Raw genomic sequence first — 22,249 nt, forward strand, 5'->3', positions numbered from 1 at the left:
CATGAAGAAGAACCCGTTTTTGACTTTCTTTTGTATCATATCAACGTCTTTCTAGAAGGCTCGTGATTTAATAAAAAAGAAACCAAATCCAGTACTTTTTGATTCTAAAATAATTTAGTTTACCACCTTTTTTCACCACCCCCTCATTCTCAATCGTTTAACAAGAACATGTTATGGTAAAACAACTATATATTTACAATTAAAATTTTACTGTAAATAAAAAAAAGGAACTTTATTACCATATCAAAAATAGGCATTTATTCATAAAAATCAATCCATTCGTTTCCTGCTATTCCTTTCATGCCGAAAAAACACTGAAAAGCGAGTACAGCATTCGAGCCCGCAGCATTTTATCAGAACGACGAAACCACTCTAAGGGAACACGATGGGGAGACGGCCATCTTCCTCTTTTTTCGCTCGATCTTTCCGGACCAAGACGATTTTCTTATCCGTCCATCCGCGCCCCTTCTTTCACGCATTGCCGTTTTCATCCGTCGGCTGCCGAGCCCCGATTTCCGCCGGGTGCGCAAATCGTAGCCCTCGTCATTTTTGCTCGTATGAATGATGTCTTCGTTCGCTCCGATTTTGCTCGCCCGTTTCAGCTCCTCATCCGGCACGAACCGATCCATTGACAAGACCTCTTTTCACGCTCCTCGCCGCGTTGTCCACATGAAGCGCTCGAGGAGTCGTTTTTTCTTTATCATCCCCCCAAGCCGCTTTATCATCCGCCGAAAAAAGAGAATTGACAGCCTAGCGATTGTTCGGTACGATTTTGTTAACGAACAAAAAAAGGAGGTTTACATATGGAGCGACGGACTTCGCTTCGACCGATTGACATGACGCTCGCCGCCATGTTCGTCGCCTTGATGGCGATCGGGGCGAACATTACGTCGTGGGCGCCGTTTCTTGTCGTCGGCGGTGTTCCCATTACGCTGCAGACGTTTTTCTGCGTCTTGGCCGGAGCGGTGCTCGGGCGGCGGCTCGGTGCGGTGGCGATGATTGTGTACATGCTCGTCGGCCTCGCCGGTGTGCCGGTGTTTGCTAAATTCAACGGCGGACTGTCGATGATTTTCCAACCGACATTTGGCTTCATTCTTTCGTTTATCGTTGCCGCTTATGCGACCGGATGGGTCATCAACCGCGGCCCGCAGCCGGCGTCAAAAGCTCGTTTCGTCACCGCCGCACTCGTTGGCATGGTCATCAACTATGTCATCGGCACGAACTGGATGTACATGGCGTACAAACTATGGGCGGAAGCGCCGGAAGGGCTTTCGTACGGCATGGTGTGGGGCTGGATGCTTGCCCCGCTGCCGAAAGACATTTTGTTGTCGATCGTCGCCGGCTTGATCGCCCCAAGGATTTGCCGGGCGATCGGACGCTCCTCCGCCGCGGACCGTTCGGCGGCCTAAACACGAAAAGAGTCTGACCCAAAAGGGAAATTTTCCTTAAACAAAACACAACATAGGAAAAACAATAAGAAAGGGTGTCCCGATCTGTTGGGACACCCTCTTTCATTCGTTAGAAAAATAAACGGAGAACCTGGTACACAAACCCAGCAATCAACGCTGACACTGGCAAGGTGATGATCCATGTCAGCACAATGCGGCGGGCGACGCCCCATTTGACGCCTTTCACCCGTTGGGCGGCGCCGACCCCCATGATGGCCGAGGAAATGACGTGCGTCGTACTGACTGGCAAATGCAACAACGTGGCGGAAAAAATGACGAGCGCCGAGGATAAGTCCGCTGCCGCCCCATTGACAGGGCGGATTTTCATAATTTTTCCACCGACCGTTTTGATGATCTTCCATCCGCCGACAGCCGTCCCCAATCCCATGGCTAAGGCGGCAGAAATGCGCACCCATTCCGGCACGACATCTGAGTGGTGCATTTCGGCAGCGATCAGCGCCATCGTAATGATGCCCATCGTTTTTTGGGCGTCATTCGTTCCATGCGTATACGCCTGCAATGCAGCCGTTACAACTTGAAATAGACGAAACCCTTTGGTTGTTCTTGTTAAATTGGCGTCTTTAAATAAGAAACGAAACAAACTCATAATGACAAACCCAACACCCATCGCCAAAAATGGAGAAATAATCAATGATTCCAAAATTTTAAGAAAACCTTGGTAGTGGATTACATCCCAGCCAGCGGCGGAAATGGCTGCCCCAGCGACCGAACCGATGAGTGCATGCGACGAGCTGCTCGGAATGCCATAATACCACGTAATTAAGTTCCAGGCAATGGCAGCAACCAGCGCTGCCAAAATGACGAGAGAACCGTTCTCAAGGGTGAATGGATCGACAATGTCTTTCGTAATCGTTTTCGCGACACCGGTGAAGGTGAGCGCGCCGATAAAGTTCATCGTTGCAGCCAAAATAATGGCTTGGCGCGGCGTGAGCGCTCTCGTCGACACCGACGTCGCAATGGCGTTCGCGGTATCGTGGAACCCGTTAATAAAGTCAAACGCCAACGCGAAAACCACAATGAATATCGTCAAGACTAAAATCATATCCATAAAAACAACGTCCCCTTTTACGCGTTGCGCATAATGATCGTCTCGAGCGTATTCGCGACATCTTCACAGCTGTCAGCAATCTCTTCCAACATTTCGTAAAGCTCTTTGTATTGGATGAGCTTAATCGGGTCTTTTTGCGTCACAAACAAGTTTTTGATCGAAGCGCGCAAAATTTCGTCGCATTTCGTTTCGTAATCCTTGATTTTAATGGCGTGCTGGCGCATGTCAAGCAACTTTTTGTGCGACAGCAGTTCGAGCGCATGAACGATTTCGATCGTGCTTTGGTAAATATAGTCGAAGAACTTCACCATATGTTCGTCAATGTCCGTGAATGAGAACATTTCAAACCGGGCGGAGCATTGTTCAAGCCCGTCAAGCACATCATCCATTTTCATCGCCAGCTGATGGATGTCCTCCCGTTCAATCGGCGTAATGAACGTTTTGTTCAATTGGACGACAAGCTCATGGATGAACGAATCGCCTTTCCGTTCATACTCTTTCATGACGCGGGCGAATTCTTTCAAGTCGCTCACGCCTCGGATTTTATACTCAACAAAGTATTGGGCTGCTTCCTTGACATTTTCCGAAATCTTAAACAACATGTCGAAGAAAACGTCCTTTTTTGGGGAAAAGATCATTGAGACCACCCTCCATCTCAGAAATCGAAAATCACCGCTACTTATTGTAGTAATTTACACAGCATTTACAATAAGACAATCAAAAATTTTACACAAAATTTACATTACCTTTACATTTTGTTCGCTTTTCCTGCCCATATATTATGTAGCGTGCCAAACAAAAGCCGAAGCTATGCACATTTGCTTCGGCTTTCCCATTCGACATCGCGCGGCCGCCGGCTCAGCCCGTCCTGCTTGAATTAGGCGATCGCAGCGCCGCTTGCGTCTTGCTTATTCAAACCGTTCAACAAACGCGGTGAGCGTCCGCACCATGACACCCGTCGCCCCAACCGGGCCGAGGTCGCCATCTTTCTTTGCAGTCGCCGTGCCGGCAATGTCCAAATGCACCCACGGGGTGTCTTCGGCAAACTCGCCAATAAACGCCCCGCCCATAATGGCGTGCCCTTCGCGCCCCGGAGAGTTGTTCAAATCGGCGATTTTGCTGCTTCGCACCCGCTCGCGGTCGTGTTCGGTGATCGGCAGCCGCCAAATGAACTCCCCGGTTTCCATCGATGCTTCCAGCAGCTGCTCAAACAGCGCCTCGTTGTTCGTCATCGCTCCTGTTTTGTCCGTGCCAAGGGCGACGATCACTCCGCCTGTCAGCGTGGCGACATCGATGATATAGCTGGCGCCGTGCTGTTTCGCATAAGTCACCGCATCGGCCAAAATGAGCCGTCCTTCAGCGTCCGTGTTGCGGACTTCGATCGTTTTTCCGGACAGCGATGTGATGACATCATCCGGTTTGAACGCCTCGCCGCTGATCATATTGTCAGTCGCCGGGATGACGGCGAGCACGTTTTGTTCCGGCCGCAGTTCGCCGATCGCTTCCATCGCCCCGAGCACCGCCGCCGCGCCGGCCATATCCGTTTTCATATCAACCATGCTGTCGCGCGGCTTCAGGCAGTAGCCGCCTGTGTCGAACGTCACCCCTTTGCCGACGAGGGCGATCACGTCTTCCCATTTTTCTTTCCCTTGATATTTCAACATGATCAATTTCGGCGGCTGCTTCGACCCTTGGTTGACCGCGAGCAGCGCTCCCATGCCGAGCCGCTCCATGTCTTCTTTCTCCAAAATTTCATAGTCAAAATCGTATCGGTCAGCGAGCTTTACGGCATAATCCGCCAAATCGGACGCCGTCAGCAAATTCCCCGGCGTGTTGACGAGCGTGCGCGCCGAGTTCGTCGCCTTCCCGTATACCGAACCGACGAACAAGCTCGCCTCGATGTCCGCTGCGTCCGCCCCCGTATAAACGGTGAGCGATTTCATCTCATAGTCCCGCTCTCGCCTGTTTTGCTTGTATCCCGGGAACTCATACGTCGCCAAATAATACGCTTCAGCAAGCGCATGCGCGGCTTCGTTTTCGTCGACGTCCCCGGCCGTAAACGTGTCAAGCGCGACCGCCGCTTTCGTCCGCTTCGCCTGCTTCAACGCGCGAAACAGCTTGCCGAACACCTCGCGCAGCCGCGCAAACGTCAGCTCCTCTTTTTTGCCGAGCCCGACAAAATAGAGTCGTTTCGCCCCGGCCGGCAAAAGCGGGTGAATCACGGCGATGCTCCCCCGTTTCGCGGAAATGTCGCCTTCCTTCCACAGTCCGGACAGCTGTCCGCCAAGGCGGGCGTCATACTCGCCGGCAAGGCCGGCAAACGGCTGCCCCCCTTCAAACAAGCCGATGACCAACGCTTCCTCGTTCGTTTCGACAGACGGCAATGGCTTTACCGTAAACATCGTCTCATCCTTTCTATGATTATGCCTTCCCGTCTTCATTATAGCGAAACAAGCCAATTATTTCGATCATCTAATGGATGAATTCCCCATATTTAAAAACAAGGGGGGGCGAAAGAGGGAAAAAGGCGGGATGGGGCGAATGGATAACCATACTCCGATGCAGAAAGGACCGATGCCGTTGAAAATCGTTTCCTTATGTCCAAGCAACACCGAACTGCTCGCCTATCTCGGCCGCCTTGACGATGTCGCCGCCGTCGACGATTCGTCCGACTGGCCGCCCGAGGTGAAGCAGCTGCCAAACGTCGGGCCGGATTTGCACATTGATATGGACCGCGTCGAGGCGCTCAAGCCTGACCTGGTCGTCGCCTCTTTAAGCGTGCCCGGCATGGAGCGCAACGTCGAGGAACTCAAACGGCGCGGGCTCCCGCATCTCGTGCTGGCGTCGAATTCGCTTGAGGACATCGCCAACGATCTCCTTCAGCTCGGCGAGGCGCTTGGCGAAACGAAAAAAGCGGCCGACCTCGTCCGCCGCTACCGCGCATTTCTCAGCGAATACCGCGAGCGGGCCGCAACGGTGGCGGAGCCGGCTCGCCTCTATTGGGAATGGTGGCCGCGGCCGATTTTCACGCCGGGCGGGGCAAACTGGCTGAGCGAACTAAGCGAACTCGCCGGCGGGCACAACGTGTTCGCCGACCTTCCAGAAGCGAGCGTCCAGACGGAATGGGAAGACGTCGTCGCCCGCAACCCGTCGCACGTCCTGCTCGTTTGGGTCGGCGTGCAGACGAAAAACATGAACGCCAACGCCGTTATCGCGCGCCCGCACGCCGACAAGACTGAGGCGGTCCGTGCCGGGCGCATCCACGTGTTGGAAGAAGCGCTCTATTGCCGTCCGTCTCCGCGCCTCTTGGTCGGATTAAAAAATTGTCGCCGCTTTTGCATCCGGCGCTGTTTCCTCCCGCTGACGACAGCGATCCGCTCCTTGGCGGCTGACGGGCGGGAGCCCTCCTTTAACTTTTCGATTCCAAATATTGCTGCCGGAACACTTGCATCGTTTCATCCTCGTTCAACCGCGTCAATTCTTCCTCCGACAGCTTGCCGTCCCCTTTTTGGATAATGTAAACTTGCACTTTCCTTTTTCCCCAATATTTATAGACATCTTCGACCGTTTCATAATATAAATCAAGATGATGGCCTTTGATCGCCCCGCCTTTGTCGGCGACGACGCCGAACCCGTATCCGGGGATGAACAAAATCGTGCCGATCGGAAAGATCGATAAATCGGCAGCAATCGTCGAATAAAGGTCGCGCTTCACGCGGACGCCGGAGTACGTGATGCCATACTCAGGGTGATCAGGCGTTTTCCCGGTCGATTCAATGCCGGCTGTATAGCCGGTGGCGACCACTTCAACGGAAGGATATTTTGACCAGTCAAAATGATCCTCAAGCCGCGGGGCGGAGCGACTGCCGCTTTTCGGGCGGCCGTTTGTCCCGCCACTCGGCTCATGCTCGACCAATAATGCGCTCGACAAGGAGCGGAGAACCGTTTCCGCCTCGACTCCGGAAACAGACTGGAACGTCGCGGTGAGCGCCAGGAAAAACAACACCGTCATCGCGGTCCGGCGTGCAAACTGCCTGAACCTATCCAATGATCTCAACTCCTCTCACACCTCTATTTATCTCCAACCAAAATCGAAATATTCATTGCAACGGCGGGCCAATCGAAAAAACGCATGACACCGGACTCCAAGCGCCTGTTCCGCGGCGCCCTCCGGCATCGCCGCAACATGAAAAAACGCCGCCGCAGACACGGTGGCGCGCAAAAATAAAAAACGCCCCCGCTTGCGCGGAGACGCCTGAACACCTTTGATACCCTTTTGCGAAAAATACAACCGATCGGGCAGCATGATCGATCCGAAATGTCTTAGAACATTTGATAGCCTTTCGCCCGCAGCGTGCGGATCGCCCATCCGGCGCAAAGGGCGCCGGCAAAGCCGCTCGCCAAAATCAACAAATCAGCCGTTTCCAGCGAGGCGATTTTCCGGCCGAGCGCCGAAAACGAGGCGGCCGGATCGGTCCAATACTGCTTCCATGGCACATCGTCAATAATGAACACCGCAATGACCGGAAAGCAAACAGCCATGATCCATGTCATGCGCAACAACATATTTAACAAAAATCCGATGCCGAAAAATAAGACGAAAAATAAAAGCATCGAAATGAGTACAACCGGCAAACTCATTTGCATCCGCCCTTCCCTACCTTACACCCTTTTTCAGTGTACTGGATGGGCGGATGACAAGTCAATGCTCATCGTCGTCTTCCGTCTCGCTTCCCGTCCCTTGGCAGCCGCAGCACGTTTCCGATCCGCCGAGCAAAAGCTGGACGTATCCGTGGCCACCGCAGTACACGCAATCGGTCGTCGTCGCCGTTTGTGCCATTCTTCTTCCCCTCCACTTCTTTTTTGTTAATATATCAAAATTTTCTGTAAAAAACGGCGATTCTTCTCTGTTTTCGTTCATGTAATCGAATACATCGGCGCCTCGCTTTCATTTTCTCCATTATTCTTATGATTTTGACGATTTTAAGTAAAGGCGGTACTTCGTGTACCCAAACCGGATCACCCGGGTTCAGCCCGTTATGCGGGGGAAGGGAGACGAGCGGCTCAAGCGCCAATAAATAGCGAAGCAGCCCGGACGTGTTCGGGTCGTCGCGGAACGCCGCCTTGCTTAAAAAAGCAGCGGCCGACAATTCGCCCGCCTGCACGGTAATGGCGGCCGACAATGGGCGGAGAAGAAACATCGCCAAATTGTCGCTGATCTCTCCGTCGATGACCCCGGTGCGCAAACCGAGAAACACGACCGGCTCGGCGTCGATTCCCGTCTCCTCTTTCACTTCGCGGACGGCCGCCTCGTCAAGCATCTCCCCCGGCTTGACGAATCCAGCCGGCAACGACCATTTGCCTTTCAGCCCGCTGTAGGCTTTCTTGACGACAAGCCATTCGCCCGCTTCGTTGATCACAAGCCCGGCCGAGGCAATCCATACGTTTCCGCGTTTGTGGTCCATCATCCTCATCCTTTTCCCATCGTTGTTCCTGTTTGTATTTCGACAAGAAAGCAGCCGTTCCCTGTCAGCCGCCATATAAAAAAGAGCCGGCCCGAACGGAAACATCCATGAGAAAAGGCGCCCCTGGCGATGGGAGCGCCCTCTTTTGGCCTTCATCAGAAAAACTTGAATTTCCCTTTTTTCATGACGAGCGATGCACCGCCGATCAAATACAAAGCGCGGTTGTCGACGACTTTTTTCATGAAGCTCGCTTTCGTTCCCCACAACTTTTTGCCGAACACAACGCCGATCGCATCGTCATGGCCGAGCGAGCAAACCGTCCCTTTAATATCCGGCTTAAACGGCTCCAGCTCCCCTTGTCCACGGATGAGCACCGCCAAGTTTTTCGCGCACAGCTGGCCTTCTTGCATGGCGATTTGCGCCGTCGGCGGATACGGGCGGTTCGTTTCTTCATCAATGACGAGCGAACAGTCGCCGACGACGAAAATGTCTTCATGCCCCGGGACACGCAAGTACGGGTCCACTTTAATGCGCGCCCGCGCCGCTTCAAACCCAGATTCCTCGATGACGCGGCTGCCGCGCACGCCGGCCGCCCAAATGACCGTGCCGGCTTTAATTTCCTCGACATCATCACCTTTCGCGACAATGATGCCATCCGGCGTGCACTCTTTAATGGCGGTGCCGATTTTAAACTCCACTCCTTTGCGCTCGAGCTGGCTCACCGCGTATTCGACAAGCTCCGGATCGAAGCCCGGCAGCGCGGTCGGCGCCGCTTCGACGCAAATGATGCGCACTTTGTGCGGATCGACGTCATATTCGCGGCACAGCTCCGGAATGCGGTTGACGAGCTCGCCCAAAAACTCGATGCCGGTGAACCCGGCCCCGCCGACCACGATCGTCAGCCGCTCGTCTTTCTTTTCCTCTTCCGTGTTGTACGTCGCAAACTGGTACTCGATATGCTCGCGGATTTGCCGCGCCGCGTTGATGTTGGCGATCGAGAACGCGTACTCTTTCAGCCCTTTGATGCCGAACGTCTCCGATTCGAATCCGAGGGCGATGACGAGATAATCGTACGTCAGCTCGCCATTTTCAAGCAGCACTTTCTTTTCGCCCGGCACGATTTTCGTCACCGTATCTTGGACGAATTTCACCTTGCTGCGATCAATGACGTCGCGGATCGGATAGCGGACGCGGTCATGGTGCAACGTGCCGGCCGACGCTTCATGGAGCCATGTCGTTTCATAATGGTAGTCGTGTTTGTTGACAAGCGTAATGTTCGCCTCGTTCACCCCGACAAGTTTTTGCAGGCGGACGGTCGTCATGAGCCCGCCATAGCCAGCCCCTAAAATGACAACGTTTGGTTTTCTCACTTGAATCACTTCCACCCTTTTTAATTTTTTTCCACACGTTTCTGATAGCTTTTGCTTCGGCCCCCATTTTTATTGAGCGAAGTTTGTGAAAGTATTCACGTTAACCTTCAAAAAAATGTCGACAGATTGTCACAAAAAATTAACAATCTATCCACAACCATATTAGTTCTTTTTTTGCCTCTTTTCAAGCCCTTTTTTTCCGCCGGCCCGGCAAAAATTCGCCGTTATAACAGCGCGCATTTATGGTAAGATAAACTTGTAAGGCCATTATTTATATGAGGGGAGGAATGTCGGTGAAAGAGGATCGGAATCTTTATGACGTCACGATCATCGGCGGCGGGCCGACCGGGATGTTTGCCGCGTTTTACGGCGGCTTGCGGCAAATGAAAGTGAAAATTATCGAAAGCCTTCCGCAGCTTGGAGGGCAGCTGGCTGCGTTGTATCCGGAAAAATACATATACGATGTCGCCGGGTTTCCGAAAGTGCGCGCCCAAGAGCTTGTCAACCAGCTGAAAGAGCAGATGGACCTATTTTCGCCGACCGTCTGCCTGAACGAGTCGGTCGACACGCTCGAAAAGCAGGGGGACGGAACGTTTAAACTCGTCACCAATCAACAAATCCATTATTCGAAAACGATCATCATCACCGCCGGAAACGGCGCCTTTCAGCCGCGTCGGCTCGAAATCGAAAGCGCTCCCCGCTATGAAGGAGAAAACTTACATTACTTCATCAACGACTTAGGGCAGTTTTCCGGAAAGCGCGTGCTCGTCTGCGGCGGCGGCGATTCGGCCGTCGACTGGTCGCTCATGCTCGAACCGATCGCCGAAAGCGTCATGATTGTGCATCGCCGTGACAAATTCCGCGCCCATGAACATAGCGTCGAACAGTTGATGAAGTCAAGCGTGCACGTGAAAACGCCGTTTGTGCCGGTCGAGCTCATCGGCGATGACCAAGGCATCCGCCAGGTCGTCCTCGAGCATGTGAAAGAAGGCGCGAAAGAAACGATCGATGTCGACGCCGTCGTGGTCAACTACGGCTTTATTTCGTCGCTCGGCCCGATCAAAAACTGGGGGCTTGACATCGAAAAAAATGCGATCAAAGTCAACTCGCGCATGGAAACGAACATCCCCGGCGTGTATGCGGCCGGCGACATTTGCACATACGACGGCAAAATCAAGCTGATCGCCTGCGGCTTCGGTGAAGCGCCGATCGCCATCAGCAGCGCGAAAACGTACATCGACCCGACGGCGCGGATGCAGCCGGCGCACTCCACGTCGCTCTTTTAAGCGGCAAAAAAGCGGCGACCGCCGAAACGGATTCGCCTATAACACGAACGAAAAACAGTACTTGCCAAAACAACAGCCCGACGGAACCAGAATGTTTGACGCAAAAAAAAAAACGCGCCCTGCCAAATCGGGCGGAAACCGCCGCCCGGTCGCAGCAGGGCTCGTTTTTCATTGCGCTATTCTTTCGCGGCCGCCGTATCCAGCCGCTCTGTTTGCTCCAAAAGCGCTGCCAGTTCCTCATTTTTCTTTTCCGCCGCCTTCAACCGCCGCTGCAAGCTGAACAAGCGCACCCAACCAAGCATGCCGACAACGAGACCGCCAACAATCGCCGATCCGAAAATGACGACAATGAGCGGCAGGCGGGTTTCACCGGCCAAATAATGGATCGTCACTTGCTCGACATTGGCCACTGCCATAAGAGCGATGACAAGCGCCAACACGAGCGCCAGCAACAAATTCAACTGCCCTTTCATCGGCGCTCCCCCTTCCTTTGACGGCCGTCTGGAAACGGCCTCCGGCGACGGGCGGCTTCAGCCGTTCACTCGGCATTGCCCCGGTGCGCCGGGGACGATTGATACGTTGAACAGCGCATTTCATGCCATTCGGCTAACATTGCTCCGGCGTGCCGGCGTTCGTTGCGGTGCGGAACGACGAGCCGCAGCCGCATGTTGCGATGGCGTTCGGGTTGTTGATCGTAAACCCGCCACCAAGCAAAGACTGCTTGTAGTCGATGACCGTGCCGCGCAAAATCGGGGCACTGTCGCGGTCGACCAAAATTTTAATCCCGTGCTGTTCGAATTCAATATCATCATCGCGCCGCTCGTGCTCAAAGCCCATGCCGTACGACAGCCCGCTGCAGCCGCCGCCATGGACGCCGACGCGCAGGTAAGCGTGCTCTTCTTCCTGCTCCTTCATCATGTCCTTAATTTGAAACGCCGCCGCTTCGGTCAGCGTCACGATCGCTTCCGCCATTGGACTCTCTCCTTTCCATGTTCTCGTCTTTCCAACCGGTCTCGTTTTGCCTCTTTTTTCTCTTTGCTTATAGTATACCGCTTTCCCATCCGGGTGCTCAACCGTTCTGCCCGCTTTCGTAAAAATACACGCCAGTGCACACCGTCTCCGCCGGCCCGGTCATGCGTACACGCCCGTCATGCCCCCAGACGATGCGCAAATCGCCGCCGGCCAAATGGACGACCGTTTCCACTCCGCGCGCCGTTTTGCCGTTCAACACCGAAGCGACGACGGCCGCGCACGCTCCGGTTCCACACGCCTGCGTCACGCCGGAGCCGCGCTCCCAGACGCGGAAATGAAGCTCGCGTTCATTGACGACTTCGACAAACTCGACGTTCACCCCTTCCGGAAAGCGCGGATCTTTCTCGACAAGCGGGCCGAGCGTCGTCACCGGCGCTTCGTCAATGTCCTCGACATAAAAAATGACGTGCGGGTTTCCCATCGAAACGGCGGTAATCGTATATTCGCGCCCGTTTACCACAAACGGCTCGGCGACCACCTGCGCCGCTTCCGGCCCGGCCATCGGAATAGCGCTCCGCGCGAGGCGCGGTTCGCCCATATCGACGGTCACGCTCGCTACCTTGCCGTTTTGGACAGCGACTTCCGCCTCGACAAGCCCGGAGAGCGTTTCAATCAAAAACGAGCGGCCGCGGACGAGGCCGTGCTCATACGCATATTTTGCCACGCAGCGCAAGCCGTTCCCGCAGTTTTTCCCTTCCGAGCCGTCGCTGTTAAAGATGCGCATTTTCACCGGCGCCTCATCGGACGGGCAAATGAGGATCAAGCCATCCGAACCGATGCCAGTGTTGACATCCGACACGCGGCGGGCGATCGCCGGCAACTCGTCTTCCGGCAACGTTTCCCGAAACAAATCGACGTAAATATAACTATTTCCTAACCCATGCATTTTCGCAAACGAAAACGATCGCACGATATGCCCTCCCAAAAAATTTTTCACCTTTTGCGTATATTGAATCCTTTGTGTGGACAAAATGGGAATATCCCCCGTTTTTTCATATACATTGAAGAGGATGCCGCTTGTAGGCATCCTCCTTTTTTCAGTCAAAACATCGGATTTTCTTCCAAATGTTTATAAATATTTTCCACCAGCTGCTCCGGCGTCTCACCGCTGACAAATTCGCCGTTGACGAGCGCAAACAACGTTTCCGCACAACGCGTGCAATAGCTTAAGCAGCTGTATTCGATGATGTCCAAATTCGGGTCTTTTTCAAGCATTTCCATTGCTTTGTACGACCCGCTCGCCAAGTTGCTGATGCAAAATTCTATGACCGGCAAAATCATCGCCTGTTCACCTTCCTGCTTCCCATCGTAGCCGTTTTGCGGCGCGGCGTCAACGGACATGCTCACGAGAAGGGCGCGGAAAAAGAGCGTCCCTCCAGTTTGAGAAAATCAAAAGCGCTGGCGCAAGGTTTCTCAAGTTGAGAAAAGGCGCAAGCGACGGCATGACGCTGAACGCACGACGCCGACCGCCGACAGGGAAGCCGCCATGCCGCTTCGGTTGAGCGCTCTCAGCGCCAAACGATGCGGTTTGTCAGCTTATGCGCCTCCAAGGCGGCCGTCCAGAAAAATTGTTGTTCTTTTGTCACAATTTCGCTATACTTTTTTATGTTTTGGCATTGGCGGCTTACGAAACTGGACACAAGCCTGCCGCATTCGCCAAGCGCCCAGCTCGCCGAAGCGCAGGCGGAGCAAATCGTCCAAGTGCTGCAAAAACGGTGGAACGGCGAAGAGCCGCCGAGCGAATTCCCGCCGATCAAGCTGAAAGGCATTCTCGGCTCACTCGGCAAAAAACACGGCTTCGGCCTCGTCGCGGACCGCCCGCTCACCGGACGCGTGCCGCGCCTGTTAAAGTCAGGCATTTTGTGGATGTACAAGTACCATCATGGGTATTAACCTGCTGAGCAGGCGGCCGCTTTGGCTTCCTGTTCATTCACGCCAACAAAAGCGGCGGAGGACTCCCCGCCTCCTCTTTAGATGGCGTTCACCTGCCGCTTACGATGAGCGGTAGCCGTATTTCTCCATTTCCGCATAAATCGACTTCAGCCGCGGATTGCCTTCGGCCACGACTTCCCCTTCCACGACCACGACAGGGTACACCCAATCTTCCTCAACGATCGTCTGCGCCAGTTTCCGCTTTGCCTCATCGTCAGCGGGCGGCGCGAAAATGTCGACGTACGTCATCACAAACGGCTGGTCGGGATATTTGCGGCGCAACGCAGCCTCGAGCCACTCATACGTTTCCTTCGACGACGGCAGCTGCACGCACGACGGACAAATGATGTCGGCCCCGTACACACAAATTTCAACCGGCTTGAATGTCATCGTTGTCATCCTTTGCGAAAACAAAATTTATCATTAGATTTTTTCCGCTACCATGATTATAATAAAAAATAGGGAAAGGAGTCGATGAAAATGACGGATCAAGAAATCAAAGAACAAGTACAAGAAGTTTTAGATAAACTCCGTCCGTTCCTGCTTCGCGACGGCGGCGACTGCGAACTTGTCGATGTCGAAGACGGCGTTGTCAAACTCCGTCTCCTTGGCGCATGCGGCAGCTGCCCGAGCTCGACGATCACGCTGAAAGCGGGGATCGAACGCGCCTTGTTTGAAGAAGTGCCGGGCGTCGTTGAAGTGGAACAAGTGTTTTAATGAAAAATCCGAACAGCGACCGCTGTTCGGATTTTTTTGTCGCCGGCGGGCGGACACCGTCCGCTTCCGGACGACCCCGAAAACCGGACTGCCGCTGGCGGTCAAGCTTCAAGCGCCAGCTTGTAGACGCGGCTGCCGCGCGGCTCGACGGAAAGACGCGCGATGTCGCACGTCGGAAAATGCGGGCGCAGCTGGTGCGCCAACCGCTCTCCTTGACCCGGTTCGGCAAAGACGAGCACTGTCGGCCCCGCCCCGCTCAGCGCCGCGCCGATCGCTCCGTATTCCTCGGCAAGCGTCTCGGCCCGCGCCAGCTCCGGAACGAGCGGTTTCCGGTACGGCTGGTGGAACAAATCGGCCGCCATCATCCGGCCGGCGAGCTTCCAGTTTTTCGTGAGCAAGGCGGCGACAAGGACGTTGCTGACGGCGCTTGCCTCGACGGCGCGCGCCCGCGGCCATTGGGCCGGCAGCTGTCCGCGCGCTTTTTTCGTTTCCAGTTCATAACCGGGGATAATGGCGACGATCTCCACATCAAATTCCGGCACACGGACGACATCCACCCCCGCTTCGCGGCAGCAGCCGATGACCAGCCCCCCGTACAGCGAGGCGCCGACATTGTCGGGATGCCCTTCATAGCGGGCCGCCCATTCCATCTTTTGTTCGCGCGACAGGCCTAGCTCGAGCAGCGCATCGGCGAGCTCCACGCCGGCGACGACCGCCGCTGCGCTGCTACCTAGCCCGCGCGTAAACGGAATGTCGCTGTACACATCGACCGCGCAGCTCGGCAGCCGCCGGCCGTGCGCGTCCGCCACCTTGTCCGCCACCTCGTACACCAAATTGTCCGTCCCGCGCGGAATGCCGCTGACTTCCGGTGTTTTGGGCGCAAACGACCACGCTTCCGCCAAGCGAACATCAAGCGTCAAGTAACGGTTGACGGCGAGCCCGATCGAGTCAAAGCCGGGCCCTAAGTTCGCCGTGCTGCCCGGCACGATGATTTTCAACATCTCGTCTTCTTTCATGTGCGGACAACCCCTTGCAAACGCTCCAAGACAGCTCGTTCATCATTCGGCAGCACGACCGGCTCAATCGCCGCCGTCTCCAAGGCGATGGCCGGGTCTTTCAAGCCGTTGCCGGTCAAAACCGCTACGACGAGGCTGCCGCGTTCGATTTCGTTCCGTTCGCGCTGTTTGATGACCCCGGCGATGGCCGCGCATGATGCCGGCTCGGCAAAAATGCCTTCCGTCCGGGCGAGCCGCTTGTAGGCGGCCAAAATTTCGGCATCGCTCACCTCATCGATTTTTCCGCGCGATTCGTTGGCGGCCTCGACCGCTTTTTCCCAGCTCGCCGGATTGCCGATGCGGATCGCCGTCGCCACCGTTTCCGGCTGTTCAATCACCCGGTTGCGGACGATCGCTGCCGCTCCTTCCGCTTCAAAGCCGCGCATTTGCGGCAACCCGGTCCCTTTGGCCGCATGGTACTCCTTAAACCCTTTCCAATAGGCGGTGATGTTGCCGGCGTTGCCGACCGGAATGGCGAGCACGTCCGGGGCGCGGCCAAGCTGGTCGCACACTTCGAACGCCGCCGTTTTCTGTCCTTCGATCCGGTGCGGATTGACCGAGTTGACAAGCGTAATCGGCGCCGTTTCGCTCAGGCGGCGCACCATTTTCAGCGCCTCGTCAAAGTTGCCGTCAATCGCGAAAATCTCCGCGCCGTACATCGCCGCTTGCGCCAGTTTGCCAAGCGCGATTTTCCCGTTCGGCACAACGACGAGGCAACGCATGCCGGCGCGCGCCGCATAGGCGGCCGCCGACGCCGACGTGTTGCCAGTTGACGCGCAAATGATCGTATGGCTTCCTTCCTCTTTCGCTTTCGCCACCGCCATCACCATGCCGCGGTCTTTAAACGAACCGGTTGGGTTCGCCCCTTCAACCTTGACATACAAGGTGATCCCAAGCTCTTCCGACAGACGCGGCAGCGGAATGAGCGGCGTGTTCCCTTCGCAAAGTGACAGCCTCGGCGTCGCCGCCGTAAGCGGCAAAAACTCGCCATAGGCGTCAAGCAGGCCGTTCCATGCCATTACCGTTTCTCCCCTTCCACCCGATACGAACTTTGGACGCGCTCGACGATTTCCAAATCGCCCAGCTGCTGCAAAATGTCTTCGTAGTCTTGCTGCGAGGCGTCATGCGTCACGATCACGATTTCCGCCAGACCGTTTTCTTTCAGCGGCAGCTGCAAAATTTTCTCAAAGCTCACCCCGCGCTGCGAAAACAGCGTCGTAATTTTCGTAAATGCACCGACTTGGTCTTTCACATGAATGCGCAAAAAGTATTTTGAGAAAATTTCCGCTGGCGCTTTCAATTGCTTTTCATATTGCGGGGCGACCGCGGAATGGCCGTTGACGCCAAGGCGCATGTTTTTCATCACCGCGACCAGATCGGAGACAACGGCTGTCGCCGTCGGCAGGCTGCCCGCCCCCGGCCCGTAAAACATCGTCTCCCCGACCGCTTCGCCATACACATAGACGGCGTTGTATTCGTTATGCACCGACGCAAGCGGGTGCGAATCCGGCAAAAACGTCGGCTGGACGCTCACTTCGACCTTCTGCCCGTCGCGCTGGGCGATGCCGATCAATTTCATCGTGTAGCCAAGCCGCTTCCCGTAGTTCAAGTCTTCCTCGGTCACTTCGGTGATTCCCTTCACTTGCACATCGTCCAAGTCGATGTCCATCGAAAAGCCGAGGCGGGCCAAAATCGCCATTTTTCGCGCCGCATCGAGCCCTTCCACGTCTGACGTCGGATCGGCCTCGGCGAACCCGAGCGCCTGCGCTTCCGCCAGCACGGCTTCATACGAAGCGCCGTTTTGCGACATTTTCGTCAAAATGTAGTTCGTCGTTCCGTTCACGATGCCCATGAGCTTGGTGATCCGGTCGGACGCCAAGCCGTCGACCAGGCTGCGCAAAATCGGAATGCCGCCGGCGACGCTCGCTTCATAAAACAAATCGCAACGGTGCTCCGCCGCCACCCGAAGCAGCTCTGAACCGTAGACAGCCATTAAATCTTTGTTCGCGGTCACCACGTGCTTCCCTTGGCGGAGCGCCCGCAACAGCCACTCTTTCGTCTCCTCGACGCCGCCCATCACCTCGATGATGACATTGATGTCCGGATCGTCGATCACGTCGGCGGCGCTTGTCGTCAATAATGCGGGGTCGACGGCGACATCGCGCGGCTTATGTACGTCCCGGACGAGGATTTTTTTCACCTTCACCGGACAGCCGACTTGGTGCATCAATTTTTCCTGGTGGTTTTCGATAATTTTCACCACGCCGCTCCCGACCGTTCCTAGTCCTAACAATCCGACCAAAATTGGTTTTTCCATGATTCCCGCTCCTTCTGTTTACGTACAGTAGACATTTGTATTTTTATAGTAGACATTATAAAAGACGATCAGCCATTTGGCAATGAAAAGTTTTACGACAGCTCGTTCACCGGGGTCAACGGCGACCGGCCTTCCAAGACAGCGATGATGTTGTCGCGCGCCAACGTCATCATCGCTCGCCGCGTTTCGTATGTGGCGCTGCCGATATGCGGCAACGCCACAACGTTCGGAAGCGACAGAAGCGGATGATCGGCGGCGACCGGCTCTTTCTCAAACACATCGAGCCCGGCAGCGGCGATCTCCCCTGCGACAAGCGCCTCATAAAGCGCCTGTTCATCAACGACCGCGCCGCGCGCCGCATTAATGAAAATCGCCGATGTTTTCATTTGCCGAAACGCCTCGCGGTTGAACAAATGGCGCGTCTCGCGGGTCAGCGGCGTCAAGCAGACGACAAAATCGCTCTCGGCAAGCAAATCGGCGAACGGGCGGTAGACGGCGCCCAGCTTCTCTTCCGCCTCCGGACGGCGCGAGCGGTTGTAATACAACACATCCATGTCAAACCCTTTCGCCCGCTTCGCCACCGCCTGCCCGATGTTGCCCATGCCGACGATGCCGATCGTTTTATGATGGACATCGGCGCCCGCCAGCAAAAACGGGCTCCAGCTTTTCCATTTTCCTTCTTTCAAAAATTCGGCTGCTTCGACAAGGCGGCGGGCAGTGGCGAGCAGCAAAGCAAACGTCAAATCAGCCGTCGTATCGGTCAGCACATCCGGCGTGTTGCACACAAGAACGCCGCGCTTCGTTGCCGCCGGCACGTCAATGTTGTCATAGCCGACGCCCATGTTGGCGACGACTTTAAGCCCTGAACCGGCCGCCAGCACGTCCTCGTCGATCGGGTCGGACACCATCGGCAAAAGGGCCGCCGCCTTTTTCGCCTCTTCCACCAACACCTCGTGCGGCACAGCCACGTCCTCATGCGGCCACATGCCGACCTCGGCGACGGCGGCGAGCGGGGCGATCACCTCCTCCGGCAGCTTTCGCGTCACAAAGACGTACGGTTTCGTCATGAAACAGCCCTCCATCTCATTTTTTCTAAATCTTATCACAACTCCAGCTGAAAAAAACGGGAAGTTGTCCGTTCCGGTGGTTCGGAAAAGTCGGCACTCGTTCGTTGCGGACAAAAACGAAGACCCCCTGTCACGGAAAGAAAACAGGCCCCCATTCGCTTCGGCTGAAAAAAAACAGGGTGTTTCCTTTCTATAAAAAGGAAAATCACCCAGACCTGCTTCAGCTGAAAAAACGGGAAGTTTCTTCCCCCTCATGGCGCCGGCGGCAGCCATTCAACGGCCGGCAGCCGGATATGGTTGGCGATGCCGGCGATCTCAGCAAATGACGCCAAAAACTGCTCATACTCGCGCGATGCGTCAAGCAACTGCCGCAGCGCCCGTTCCTGCCTCGCCTGCTCTTCGCGGTCCGCCGTCGTATAATACGCCTCGATGCATTCAAAATACGGAAGCGGAAACAGCAGGCGCGCATAAACCAGCCGCCAGGCAAACGACGACAGCGGCGCCAAATGACCGTAATCTTGGAAGAACTGCCGCACTGCCCGTTGACAGCCTAGCCCACGCTTGTTGTACAAATGGCGCACCCATTCCGCCAAATCGCGGGCGCAATGGTCGTACACCCAATCGAGCGGCAGCTTCGCCTCCGTTCCTTCGACCCAGCCGGCTTGCGGCAGGCGCTCATGACAAAACGCCGCATAATCGACGCGCAGCGGTTCGTCGTCGAGCTCTGTGTCAGCCACATATTGCACGGCGTTTTCCGCCAATCCTAAATAGTACGGGAACGATTCAAGAAACAGGCGGTCAAACGGCGATGCCGGCCCCGCTGCCATCATGTTCGCCCAAAACGCCTCCATTTGGTCGATTCGCTTCGCCCACAGTTCGCGCCATTGGCCGATGCGCCGGCAGGATGTGATCGGCAGCGGGCAAGAGCGCCCGTATTCATGCATGAGCGCCAGTTCGCGGCCGAGCGAACGAAGGCGGGCGGCCGGAAGCGGCGCGCGGAGGAGGACGAACGGCTGGCCTTGGCAGGGGGCAATATACGTCCCATGTTTCGTTTTGACCAGCTCCCCGACGCCGTCCACCCCTTTCGCCCGCAAATAGCGGCTCATTTGCTGACGCTCTTCCAGCTCCGCCTCGCTCCGCCCATCCGCCGGCACGATGAGAAACCGCTCTTGTTTATGCCAAACGACCGTAGACGCTCCCCGCTGTTCCATCCGTCCGACGCGCATGTCATATTGCTCATATACCCATGTTTCCATGGCCGCTCCTCCTTTGTCTTTTTGGCTTGCATTCTTCCTCCCTCCATGTCGTCGCCGCCCCGATGCCGCCCGGACGGGAACGGACTTTTGCGCGCTGATTCCCGGGCCCATAGCCGCGGCAAGGGCAGCTATTGTTTATATATGACAGCAGGCGTCAAAAAAACCGATGAGCATTTTTCTTTATACGAAGGATACATTCATGGCATGATAACGTATATATAACAAACGACTTTTTCAAAAGAATGGGTGACAAACCATGACCAAACCGGATATGAACAACCTTGAACAAACCGCCCGCCGATGGCTCGAGGAGCGGGGGGTGACGGTGGAAAAAATTGCGGAGCTTGTTTATTATTTGCAATCGAAATACCATCCGGATTTAACGATGGACGAATGCATTGAAAACGTCAACCGCGTCATCTCGAAACGCGAAGTGCAAAACGCGATTTTGACCGGCATCCAGCTCGACAAGCTCGCCGAGGACGGTCGGCTTGACGAGCCGCTGCAATCCATCATCCGCCGCGATGAAGGGTTGTACGGGGTGGACGAAATTTTGGCCCTTTCGATCGTCAACGTGTACGGATCGATCGGGTTTACGAACTACGGTTATATCGACAAACAAAAACCGGGCATTTTGCAATATTTAAATGACAAATCAACCGGCAAATGCAACACGTTTTTGGACGACATCGTCGGCGCCATCGCCGCGGCGGCATCCAGCCGCCTCGCGCATCGAGCCGCCAACACCGAGTGAGCGGCGGCGCGAAGCATCCATGCAAAAGACGAAATAGCAGCACCCCTCAAGCCAAACACGATTTGTTGGTTCGCATCGATGGCTTTGTTGCTGCACCCGGTCATGAGAAAGGGTGCCCCGAGCCTTTCGGGACACCCCTCTTGCTTTACAGGCGCTCCATCCATTCGCGGAGCGAATCAGCCGTATAGGTCGGCTGCCGTTCGTAGCGGGCGAGCATCTCTTTCGTCGTGACGCCCGTATGGACGAGCAGCGTATCGATGCCCGCGTTCATGCCGGCTAAAATATCCGTCTCGTAATAGTCGCCGATCATCAACACATCTTCCTTTGGAACACCAAGCACTTTAAGCGCCTGCTCCATAATGATGTTTTCCGGCTTGCCGATAAACGTTGGCTTCACTTGCGTCGAAACGGCGACGACGGACGTGATGGCGCCGTTGCCCGGCAGCAGCCCGCGCTCGGTCGGCAAGGCGATGTCGCCGTTTGTCGAAATGAACATCGCCCCGTTACGGACGGCAAGGCACGCGATGGCAAGCTTTTCGTACGTCAGCTGGCGGTCGATGCCGATGACCACCACGTCTGCGTCCTCCCCAGCGAAGCGGAACCCTTTTTCCGCCAACGCGGTGCGGATCCCTTCCTCGCCGATGACATAAACGGACGCGTCCGGCTTTCGCTCAAAAATGTAGTTCGCCGTCGCCTGGCTTGTTGTGAAGACATGCCTCTCTTCCGCCGGCACGCCGAATGAGCGCAATTTTTCCGCCACTTGCGCCGGCGTGCGCGACGAGTTGTTCGTGACAAACAAATACGGAAGGCTGCGGCGGTGCAGCTCGTTCACAAACTCGCGCGCCTCGGCGATGCATTCTGTGCCGCGGTACATTGTCCCGTCCAAGTCAAGCAAATAGCCTTTGTATCGTTTCAACGGTTGTCAGTCTCCTTTCCATCCATCGATTCGCTGCCAAACGCCGATTCGCTGCCAAACGCCGACACCGAGCCGAGCTCGCTTTCCAAGTAATGGCGCACCGCCTTCGGGTACGCCTCAAGCGCCGGCAGCTGTTCGTTCAAATCCGCGAGCAGTTTCGCGTGATCGACGTTCGTATAGTTTTGGACGAGCGCTTTCCGGTGGGCGATGAACGCTTTCAGCCGCTCGCCGTCCTCAGCCGAAATCACCTGCTCGTCAGTCAAAATGTCAATAATGTCGTTATAGCTCCCCGGGTCGCGCATAATAAAGCCGTCAATCATCGCGTTGCCGACATCGAGCACCGCCTCGATGAGGACATGAGCGATCCGCTCGAGCGCCAGCTGCTCAAGCGCGCCGTCCCAGTGGCGCTGCGCTTTGTAGTGCGCCATCAGTTGCTCCATGCAGCGAAGCCGCTCTTCCAATTTGTTTCGGTCGACAAAATACATGGCTCGTCCTCCTTTTTTCTTCCCCGCCTTCCTCCCTTTTTCGCCGTTCGTCTGCTATGATGGACATAGGCGAAAAATAG

At 55.5% G+C, this 22,249-nt stretch carries 24 protein-coding genes and 3 pseudogenes; 6 read left to right on the forward strand and 21 right to left on the reverse strand.

Going from position 1 to position 22,249, the window contains the following annotated elements; all coding sequences use genetic code 11:
• Positions 1 to 353: 353 nt before the first annotated feature.
• A complete protein-coding gene (locus QSJ10_RS12925; RefSeq protein WP_230847101.1) occupies positions 354 to 629 on the reverse strand; it encodes a hypothetical protein in 276 nt (91 codons plus the stop codon).
• 174 nt (positions 630 to 803) lie between these two features.
• On the opposite strand from QSJ10_RS12925, the gene QSJ10_RS12930 reads away from it, so the two are divergent.
• Positions 804 to 1,409, forward strand: a complete 606-nt coding sequence (locus QSJ10_RS12930; protein WP_049624328.1) for a biotin transporter BioY — start codon at positions 804 to 806, stop codon at positions 1,407 to 1,409.
• Positions 1,410 to 1,518: 109 nt separating this feature from the next.
• On the opposite strand, the gene QSJ10_RS12935 is transcribed toward QSJ10_RS12930, so the two are convergent.
• From QSJ10_RS12935 to QSJ10_RS12945, 3 genes are all read right to left on the reverse strand, one after another.
• Positions 1,519 to 2,517, reverse strand: coding sequence for an inorganic phosphate transporter (locus QSJ10_RS12935; protein WP_015375716.1), 999 nt, complete (start codon positions 2,515 to 2,517; stop codon positions 1,519 to 1,521).
• A gap of 17 nt (positions 2,518 to 2,534) precedes the next feature.
• Positions 2,535 to 3,155 carry a DUF47 domain-containing protein gene (locus QSJ10_RS12940; RefSeq protein ID WP_033016305.1) on the reverse strand — a complete coding sequence of 207 codons (621 nt, stop codon included), beginning with the start codon at positions 3,153 to 3,155 and terminating at the stop codon, positions 2,535 to 2,537.
• 270 nt (positions 3,156 to 3,425) lie between these two features.
• Complete coding sequence (locus QSJ10_RS12945; RefSeq protein ID WP_053532270.1) at positions 3,426 to 4,919, reverse strand: leucyl aminopeptidase; 1,494 nt, start codon at positions 4,917 to 4,919, stop codon at positions 3,426 to 3,428.
• Positions 4,920 to 5,097: 178 nt separating this feature from the next.
• On the opposite strand from QSJ10_RS12945, the pseudogene QSJ10_RS12950 reads away from it, so the two are divergent.
• Positions 5,098 to 5,909: pseudogene (locus tag QSJ10_RS12950) on the forward strand (cobalamin-binding protein).
• Between the two features lie 17 nt (positions 5,910 to 5,926).
• Here the strand turns inward: QSJ10_RS12950 and spsC are convergent.
• The 5 genes and pseudogenes from spsC to QSJ10_RS12975 all read right to left on the reverse strand — a co-directional run bounded on the left by spsC (position 5,927) and on the right by QSJ10_RS12975 (position 9,361).
• On the reverse strand, positions 5,927 to 6,565 hold the full coding sequence (gene spsC, locus QSJ10_RS12955) for a stationary phase survival protein SpsC (RefSeq protein WP_033016309.1): 639 nt from the start codon (positions 6,563 to 6,565) through the stop codon (positions 5,927 to 5,929).
• 275 nt (positions 6,566 to 6,840) lie between these two features.
• On the reverse strand, positions 6,841 to 7,164 hold the full coding sequence (locus QSJ10_RS12960; RefSeq protein ID WP_033016313.1) for a YuiB family protein: 324 nt from the start codon (positions 7,162 to 7,164) through the stop codon (positions 6,841 to 6,843).
• A gap of 55 nt (positions 7,165 to 7,219) precedes the next feature.
• Positions 7,220 to 7,357 (reverse strand): YuiA family protein, encoded by a 138-nt coding sequence (locus QSJ10_RS12965; protein ID WP_160315650.1) that lies wholly within the window; start codon positions 7,355 to 7,357, stop codon positions 7,220 to 7,222.
• A gap of 126 nt (positions 7,358 to 7,483) precedes the next feature.
• Positions 7,484 to 7,982: pseudogene (locus QSJ10_RS12970) on the reverse strand (NUDIX domain-containing protein).
• A 155-nt stretch (positions 7,983 to 8,137) separates the two neighbouring features.
• Positions 8,138 to 9,361: an NAD(P)/FAD-dependent oxidoreductase gene (locus tag QSJ10_RS12975; protein ID WP_049626249.1), complete on the reverse strand. Its 1,224-nt coding sequence runs from the start codon at positions 9,359 to 9,361 to the stop codon at positions 8,138 to 8,140.
• Between the two features lie 278 nt (positions 9,362 to 9,639).
• On the opposite strand from QSJ10_RS12975, the gene QSJ10_RS12980 reads away from it, so the two are divergent.
• Positions 9,640 to 10,638, forward strand: a complete 999-nt coding sequence (locus QSJ10_RS12980) for an NAD(P)/FAD-dependent oxidoreductase (RefSeq protein ID WP_196332687.1) — start codon at positions 9,640 to 9,642, stop codon at positions 10,636 to 10,638.
• Between the two features lie 176 nt (positions 10,639 to 10,814).
• Here QSJ10_RS12980 and QSJ10_RS12985 read toward each other — a convergent pair whose 3' ends face one another.
• The 4 genes from QSJ10_RS12985 to QSJ10_RS13000 form a co-directional block, all read right to left on the reverse strand.
• Positions 10,815 to 11,111: a LapA family protein gene (locus QSJ10_RS12985; RefSeq protein ID WP_033010407.1), complete on the reverse strand. Its 297-nt coding sequence runs from the start codon at positions 11,109 to 11,111 to the stop codon at positions 10,815 to 10,817.
• Positions 11,112 to 11,244: 133 nt separating this feature from the next.
• Positions 11,245 to 11,610 (reverse strand): HesB/IscA family protein, encoded by a 366-nt coding sequence (locus QSJ10_RS12990; RefSeq protein ID WP_033010406.1) that lies wholly within the window; start codon positions 11,608 to 11,610, stop codon positions 11,245 to 11,247.
• A 97-nt stretch (positions 11,611 to 11,707) separates the two neighbouring features.
• Complete coding sequence (gene dapF, locus QSJ10_RS12995) at positions 11,708 to 12,580, reverse strand: diaminopimelate epimerase (RefSeq protein WP_033016358.1); 873 nt, start codon at positions 12,578 to 12,580, stop codon at positions 11,708 to 11,710.
• Between the two features lie 131 nt (positions 12,581 to 12,711).
• Positions 12,712 to 12,951, reverse strand: coding sequence for a YuzB family protein (locus QSJ10_RS13000; RefSeq protein ID WP_033016359.1), 240 nt, complete (start codon positions 12,949 to 12,951; stop codon positions 12,712 to 12,714).
• Between the two features lie 360 nt (positions 12,952 to 13,311).
• Between QSJ10_RS13000 and QSJ10_RS13005 the strand changes: the two are divergent.
• A pseudogene (locus tag QSJ10_RS13005) lies at positions 13,312 to 13,563 on the forward strand (NAD(P)/FAD-dependent oxidoreductase); the annotation flags it as partial.
• A gap of 99 nt (positions 13,564 to 13,662) precedes the next feature.
• Here the strand turns inward: QSJ10_RS13005 and QSJ10_RS13010 are convergent.
• On the reverse strand, positions 13,663 to 13,992 hold the full coding sequence (locus tag QSJ10_RS13010; protein ID WP_033010402.1) for a DUF1462 family protein: 330 nt from the start codon (positions 13,990 to 13,992) through the stop codon (positions 13,663 to 13,665).
• Positions 13,993 to 14,076: 84 nt separating this feature from the next.
• Here QSJ10_RS13010 and QSJ10_RS13015 point away from each other — a divergent pair, with 84 nt between their 5' ends.
• Positions 14,077 to 14,319: a NifU family protein gene (locus tag QSJ10_RS13015; RefSeq protein WP_225995604.1), complete on the forward strand. Its 243-nt coding sequence runs from the start codon at positions 14,077 to 14,079 to the stop codon at positions 14,317 to 14,319.
• 101 nt (positions 14,320 to 14,420) lie between these two features.
• Here the strand turns inward: QSJ10_RS13015 and thrB are convergent, their stop codons facing one another.
• From thrB to yutH, 5 genes are all read right to left on the reverse strand, one after another.
• Positions 14,421 to 15,335, reverse strand: a complete 915-nt coding sequence (gene thrB / locus QSJ10_RS13020) for a homoserine kinase (protein ID WP_033016317.1) — start codon at positions 15,333 to 15,335, stop codon at positions 14,421 to 14,423.
• Positions 15,332 to 16,393, reverse strand: a complete 1,062-nt coding sequence (thrC, locus tag QSJ10_RS13025; protein WP_033010398.1) for a threonine synthase — start codon at positions 16,391 to 16,393, stop codon at positions 15,332 to 15,334. Before thrC ends, thrB begins: the two co-directional genes overlap by 4 nt.
• Complete coding sequence (locus QSJ10_RS13030) at positions 16,393 to 17,691, reverse strand: homoserine dehydrogenase (RefSeq protein WP_033016320.1); 1,299 nt, start codon at positions 17,689 to 17,691, stop codon at positions 16,393 to 16,395. Before QSJ10_RS13030 ends, thrC begins: the two co-directional genes overlap by 1 nt.
• A 92-nt stretch (positions 17,692 to 17,783) precedes the next feature.
• Complete coding sequence (locus tag QSJ10_RS13035) at positions 17,784 to 18,758, reverse strand: 2-hydroxyacid dehydrogenase (protein ID WP_033010396.1); 975 nt, start codon at positions 18,756 to 18,758, stop codon at positions 17,784 to 17,786.
• Between the two features lie 251 nt (positions 18,759 to 19,009).
• Positions 19,010 to 20,014 carry a spore coat putative kinase YutH gene (gene yutH / locus QSJ10_RS13040; protein ID WP_053532274.1) on the reverse strand — a complete coding sequence of 335 codons (1,005 nt, stop codon included), beginning with the start codon at positions 20,012 to 20,014 and terminating at the stop codon, positions 19,010 to 19,012.
• A 256-nt stretch (positions 20,015 to 20,270) separates the two neighbouring features.
• On the opposite strand from yutH, the gene QSJ10_RS13045 reads away from it, so the two are divergent.
• Complete coding sequence (locus QSJ10_RS13045; RefSeq protein WP_033016322.1) at positions 20,271 to 20,768, forward strand: phosphatidylglycerophosphatase A family protein; 498 nt, start codon at positions 20,271 to 20,273, stop codon at positions 20,766 to 20,768.
• Positions 20,769 to 20,913: 145 nt separating this feature from the next.
• Here QSJ10_RS13045 and QSJ10_RS13050 read toward each other — a convergent pair whose 3' ends face one another.
• Positions 20,914 to 21,684: a TIGR01457 family HAD-type hydrolase gene (locus tag QSJ10_RS13050; RefSeq protein ID WP_033016323.1), complete on the reverse strand. Its 771-nt coding sequence runs from the start codon at positions 21,682 to 21,684 to the stop codon at positions 20,914 to 20,916.
• Positions 21,681 to 22,169, reverse strand: a complete 489-nt coding sequence (locus QSJ10_RS13055; protein WP_053532275.1) for a DUF86 domain-containing protein — start codon at positions 22,167 to 22,169, stop codon at positions 21,681 to 21,683. The genes QSJ10_RS13050 and QSJ10_RS13055 overlap by 4 nt, the downstream gene beginning before the upstream one ends.
• Positions 22,170 to 22,249 lie beyond the last annotated feature (80 nt).

Origin of the sequence: Geobacillus stearothermophilus ATCC 12980 (assembly GCF_030369615.1) — a bacterium.
In the GTDB taxonomy this organism is placed as follows: Bacteria; Bacillota; Bacilli; order Bacillales; family Anoxybacillaceae; genus Geobacillus; species Geobacillus stearothermophilus.

Excerpts from the sequence above, each read along its gene's own strand:
- thrC (WP_033010398.1), bottom strand. The coding sequence starts at position 16,393 with ATGGCATGGAACGGCCTGCTTGACGCCTATGGCGAGTTTTTGCCGCTT.
- QSJ10_RS12960 (WP_033016313.1), bottom strand. The coding sequence starts at position 7,164 with ATGCAAATGAGTTTGCCGGTTGTACTCATTTCGATGCTTTTATTTTTC.
- QSJ10_RS12940 (WP_033016305.1), bottom strand. The coding sequence starts at position 3,155 with ATGATCTTTTCCCCAAAAAAGGACGTTTTCTTCGACATGTTGTTTAAG.
- QSJ10_RS12935 (WP_015375716.1), bottom strand. The coding sequence starts at position 2,517 with ATGGATATGATTTTAGTCTTGACGATATTCATTGTGGTTTTCGCGTTG.
- QSJ10_RS13045 (WP_033016322.1), top strand. The coding sequence starts at position 20,271 with ATGACCAAACCGGATATGAACAACCTTGAACAAACCGCCCGCCGATGG.
- QSJ10_RS12965 (WP_160315650.1), bottom strand. The coding sequence starts at position 7,357 with ATGGCACAAACGGCGACGACGACCGATTGCGTGTACTGCGGTGGCCAC.
- QSJ10_RS13010 (WP_033010402.1), bottom strand. The coding sequence starts at position 13,992 with ATGACATTCAAGCCGGTTGAAATTTGTGTGTACGGGGCCGACATCATT.
- QSJ10_RS13055 (WP_053532275.1), bottom strand. The coding sequence starts at position 22,169 with ATGTATTTTGTCGACCGAAACAAATTGGAAGAGCGGCTTCGCTGCATG.
- QSJ10_RS13035 (WP_033010396.1), bottom strand. The coding sequence starts at position 18,758 with ATGACGAAACCGTACGTCTTTGTGACGCGAAAGCTGCCGGAGGAGGTG.
- QSJ10_RS12925 (WP_230847101.1), bottom strand. The coding sequence starts at position 629 with ATGGATCGGTTCGTGCCGGATGAGGAGCTGAAACGGGCGAGCAAAATC.
- QSJ10_RS12990 (WP_033010406.1), bottom strand. The coding sequence starts at position 11,610 with ATGGCGGAAGCGATCGTGACGCTGACCGAAGCGGCGGCGTTTCAAATT.
- yutH (WP_053532274.1), bottom strand. The coding sequence starts at position 20,014 with ATGGAAACATGGGTATATGAGCAATATGACATGCGCGTCGGACGGATG.
- QSJ10_RS12985 (WP_033010407.1), bottom strand. The coding sequence starts at position 11,111 with ATGAAAGGGCAGTTGAATTTGTTGCTGGCGCTCGTGTTGGCGCTTGTC.
- QSJ10_RS12930 (WP_049624328.1), top strand. The coding sequence starts at position 804 with ATGGAGCGACGGACTTCGCTTCGACCGATTGACATGACGCTCGCCGCC.
- thrB (WP_033016317.1), bottom strand. The coding sequence starts at position 15,335 with ATGAAAGAAGACGAGATGTTGAAAATCATCGTGCCGGGCAGCACGGCG.
- QSJ10_RS13030 (WP_033016320.1), bottom strand. The coding sequence starts at position 17,691 with ATGGAAAAACCAATTTTGGTCGGATTGTTAGGACTAGGAACGGTCGGG.
- QSJ10_RS12980 (WP_196332687.1), top strand. The coding sequence starts at position 9,640 with ATGTCGGTGAAAGAGGATCGGAATCTTTATGACGTCACGATCATCGGC.
- QSJ10_RS13000 (WP_033016359.1), bottom strand. The coding sequence starts at position 12,951 with ATGATTTTGCCGGTCATAGAATTTTGCATCAGCAACTTGGCGAGCGGG.
- QSJ10_RS12945 (WP_053532270.1), bottom strand. The coding sequence starts at position 4,919 with ATGTTTACGGTAAAGCCATTGCCGTCTGTCGAAACGAACGAGGAAGCG.
- QSJ10_RS13015 (WP_225995604.1), top strand. The coding sequence starts at position 14,077 with ATGAAAATGACGGATCAAGAAATCAAAGAACAAGTACAAGAAGTTTTA.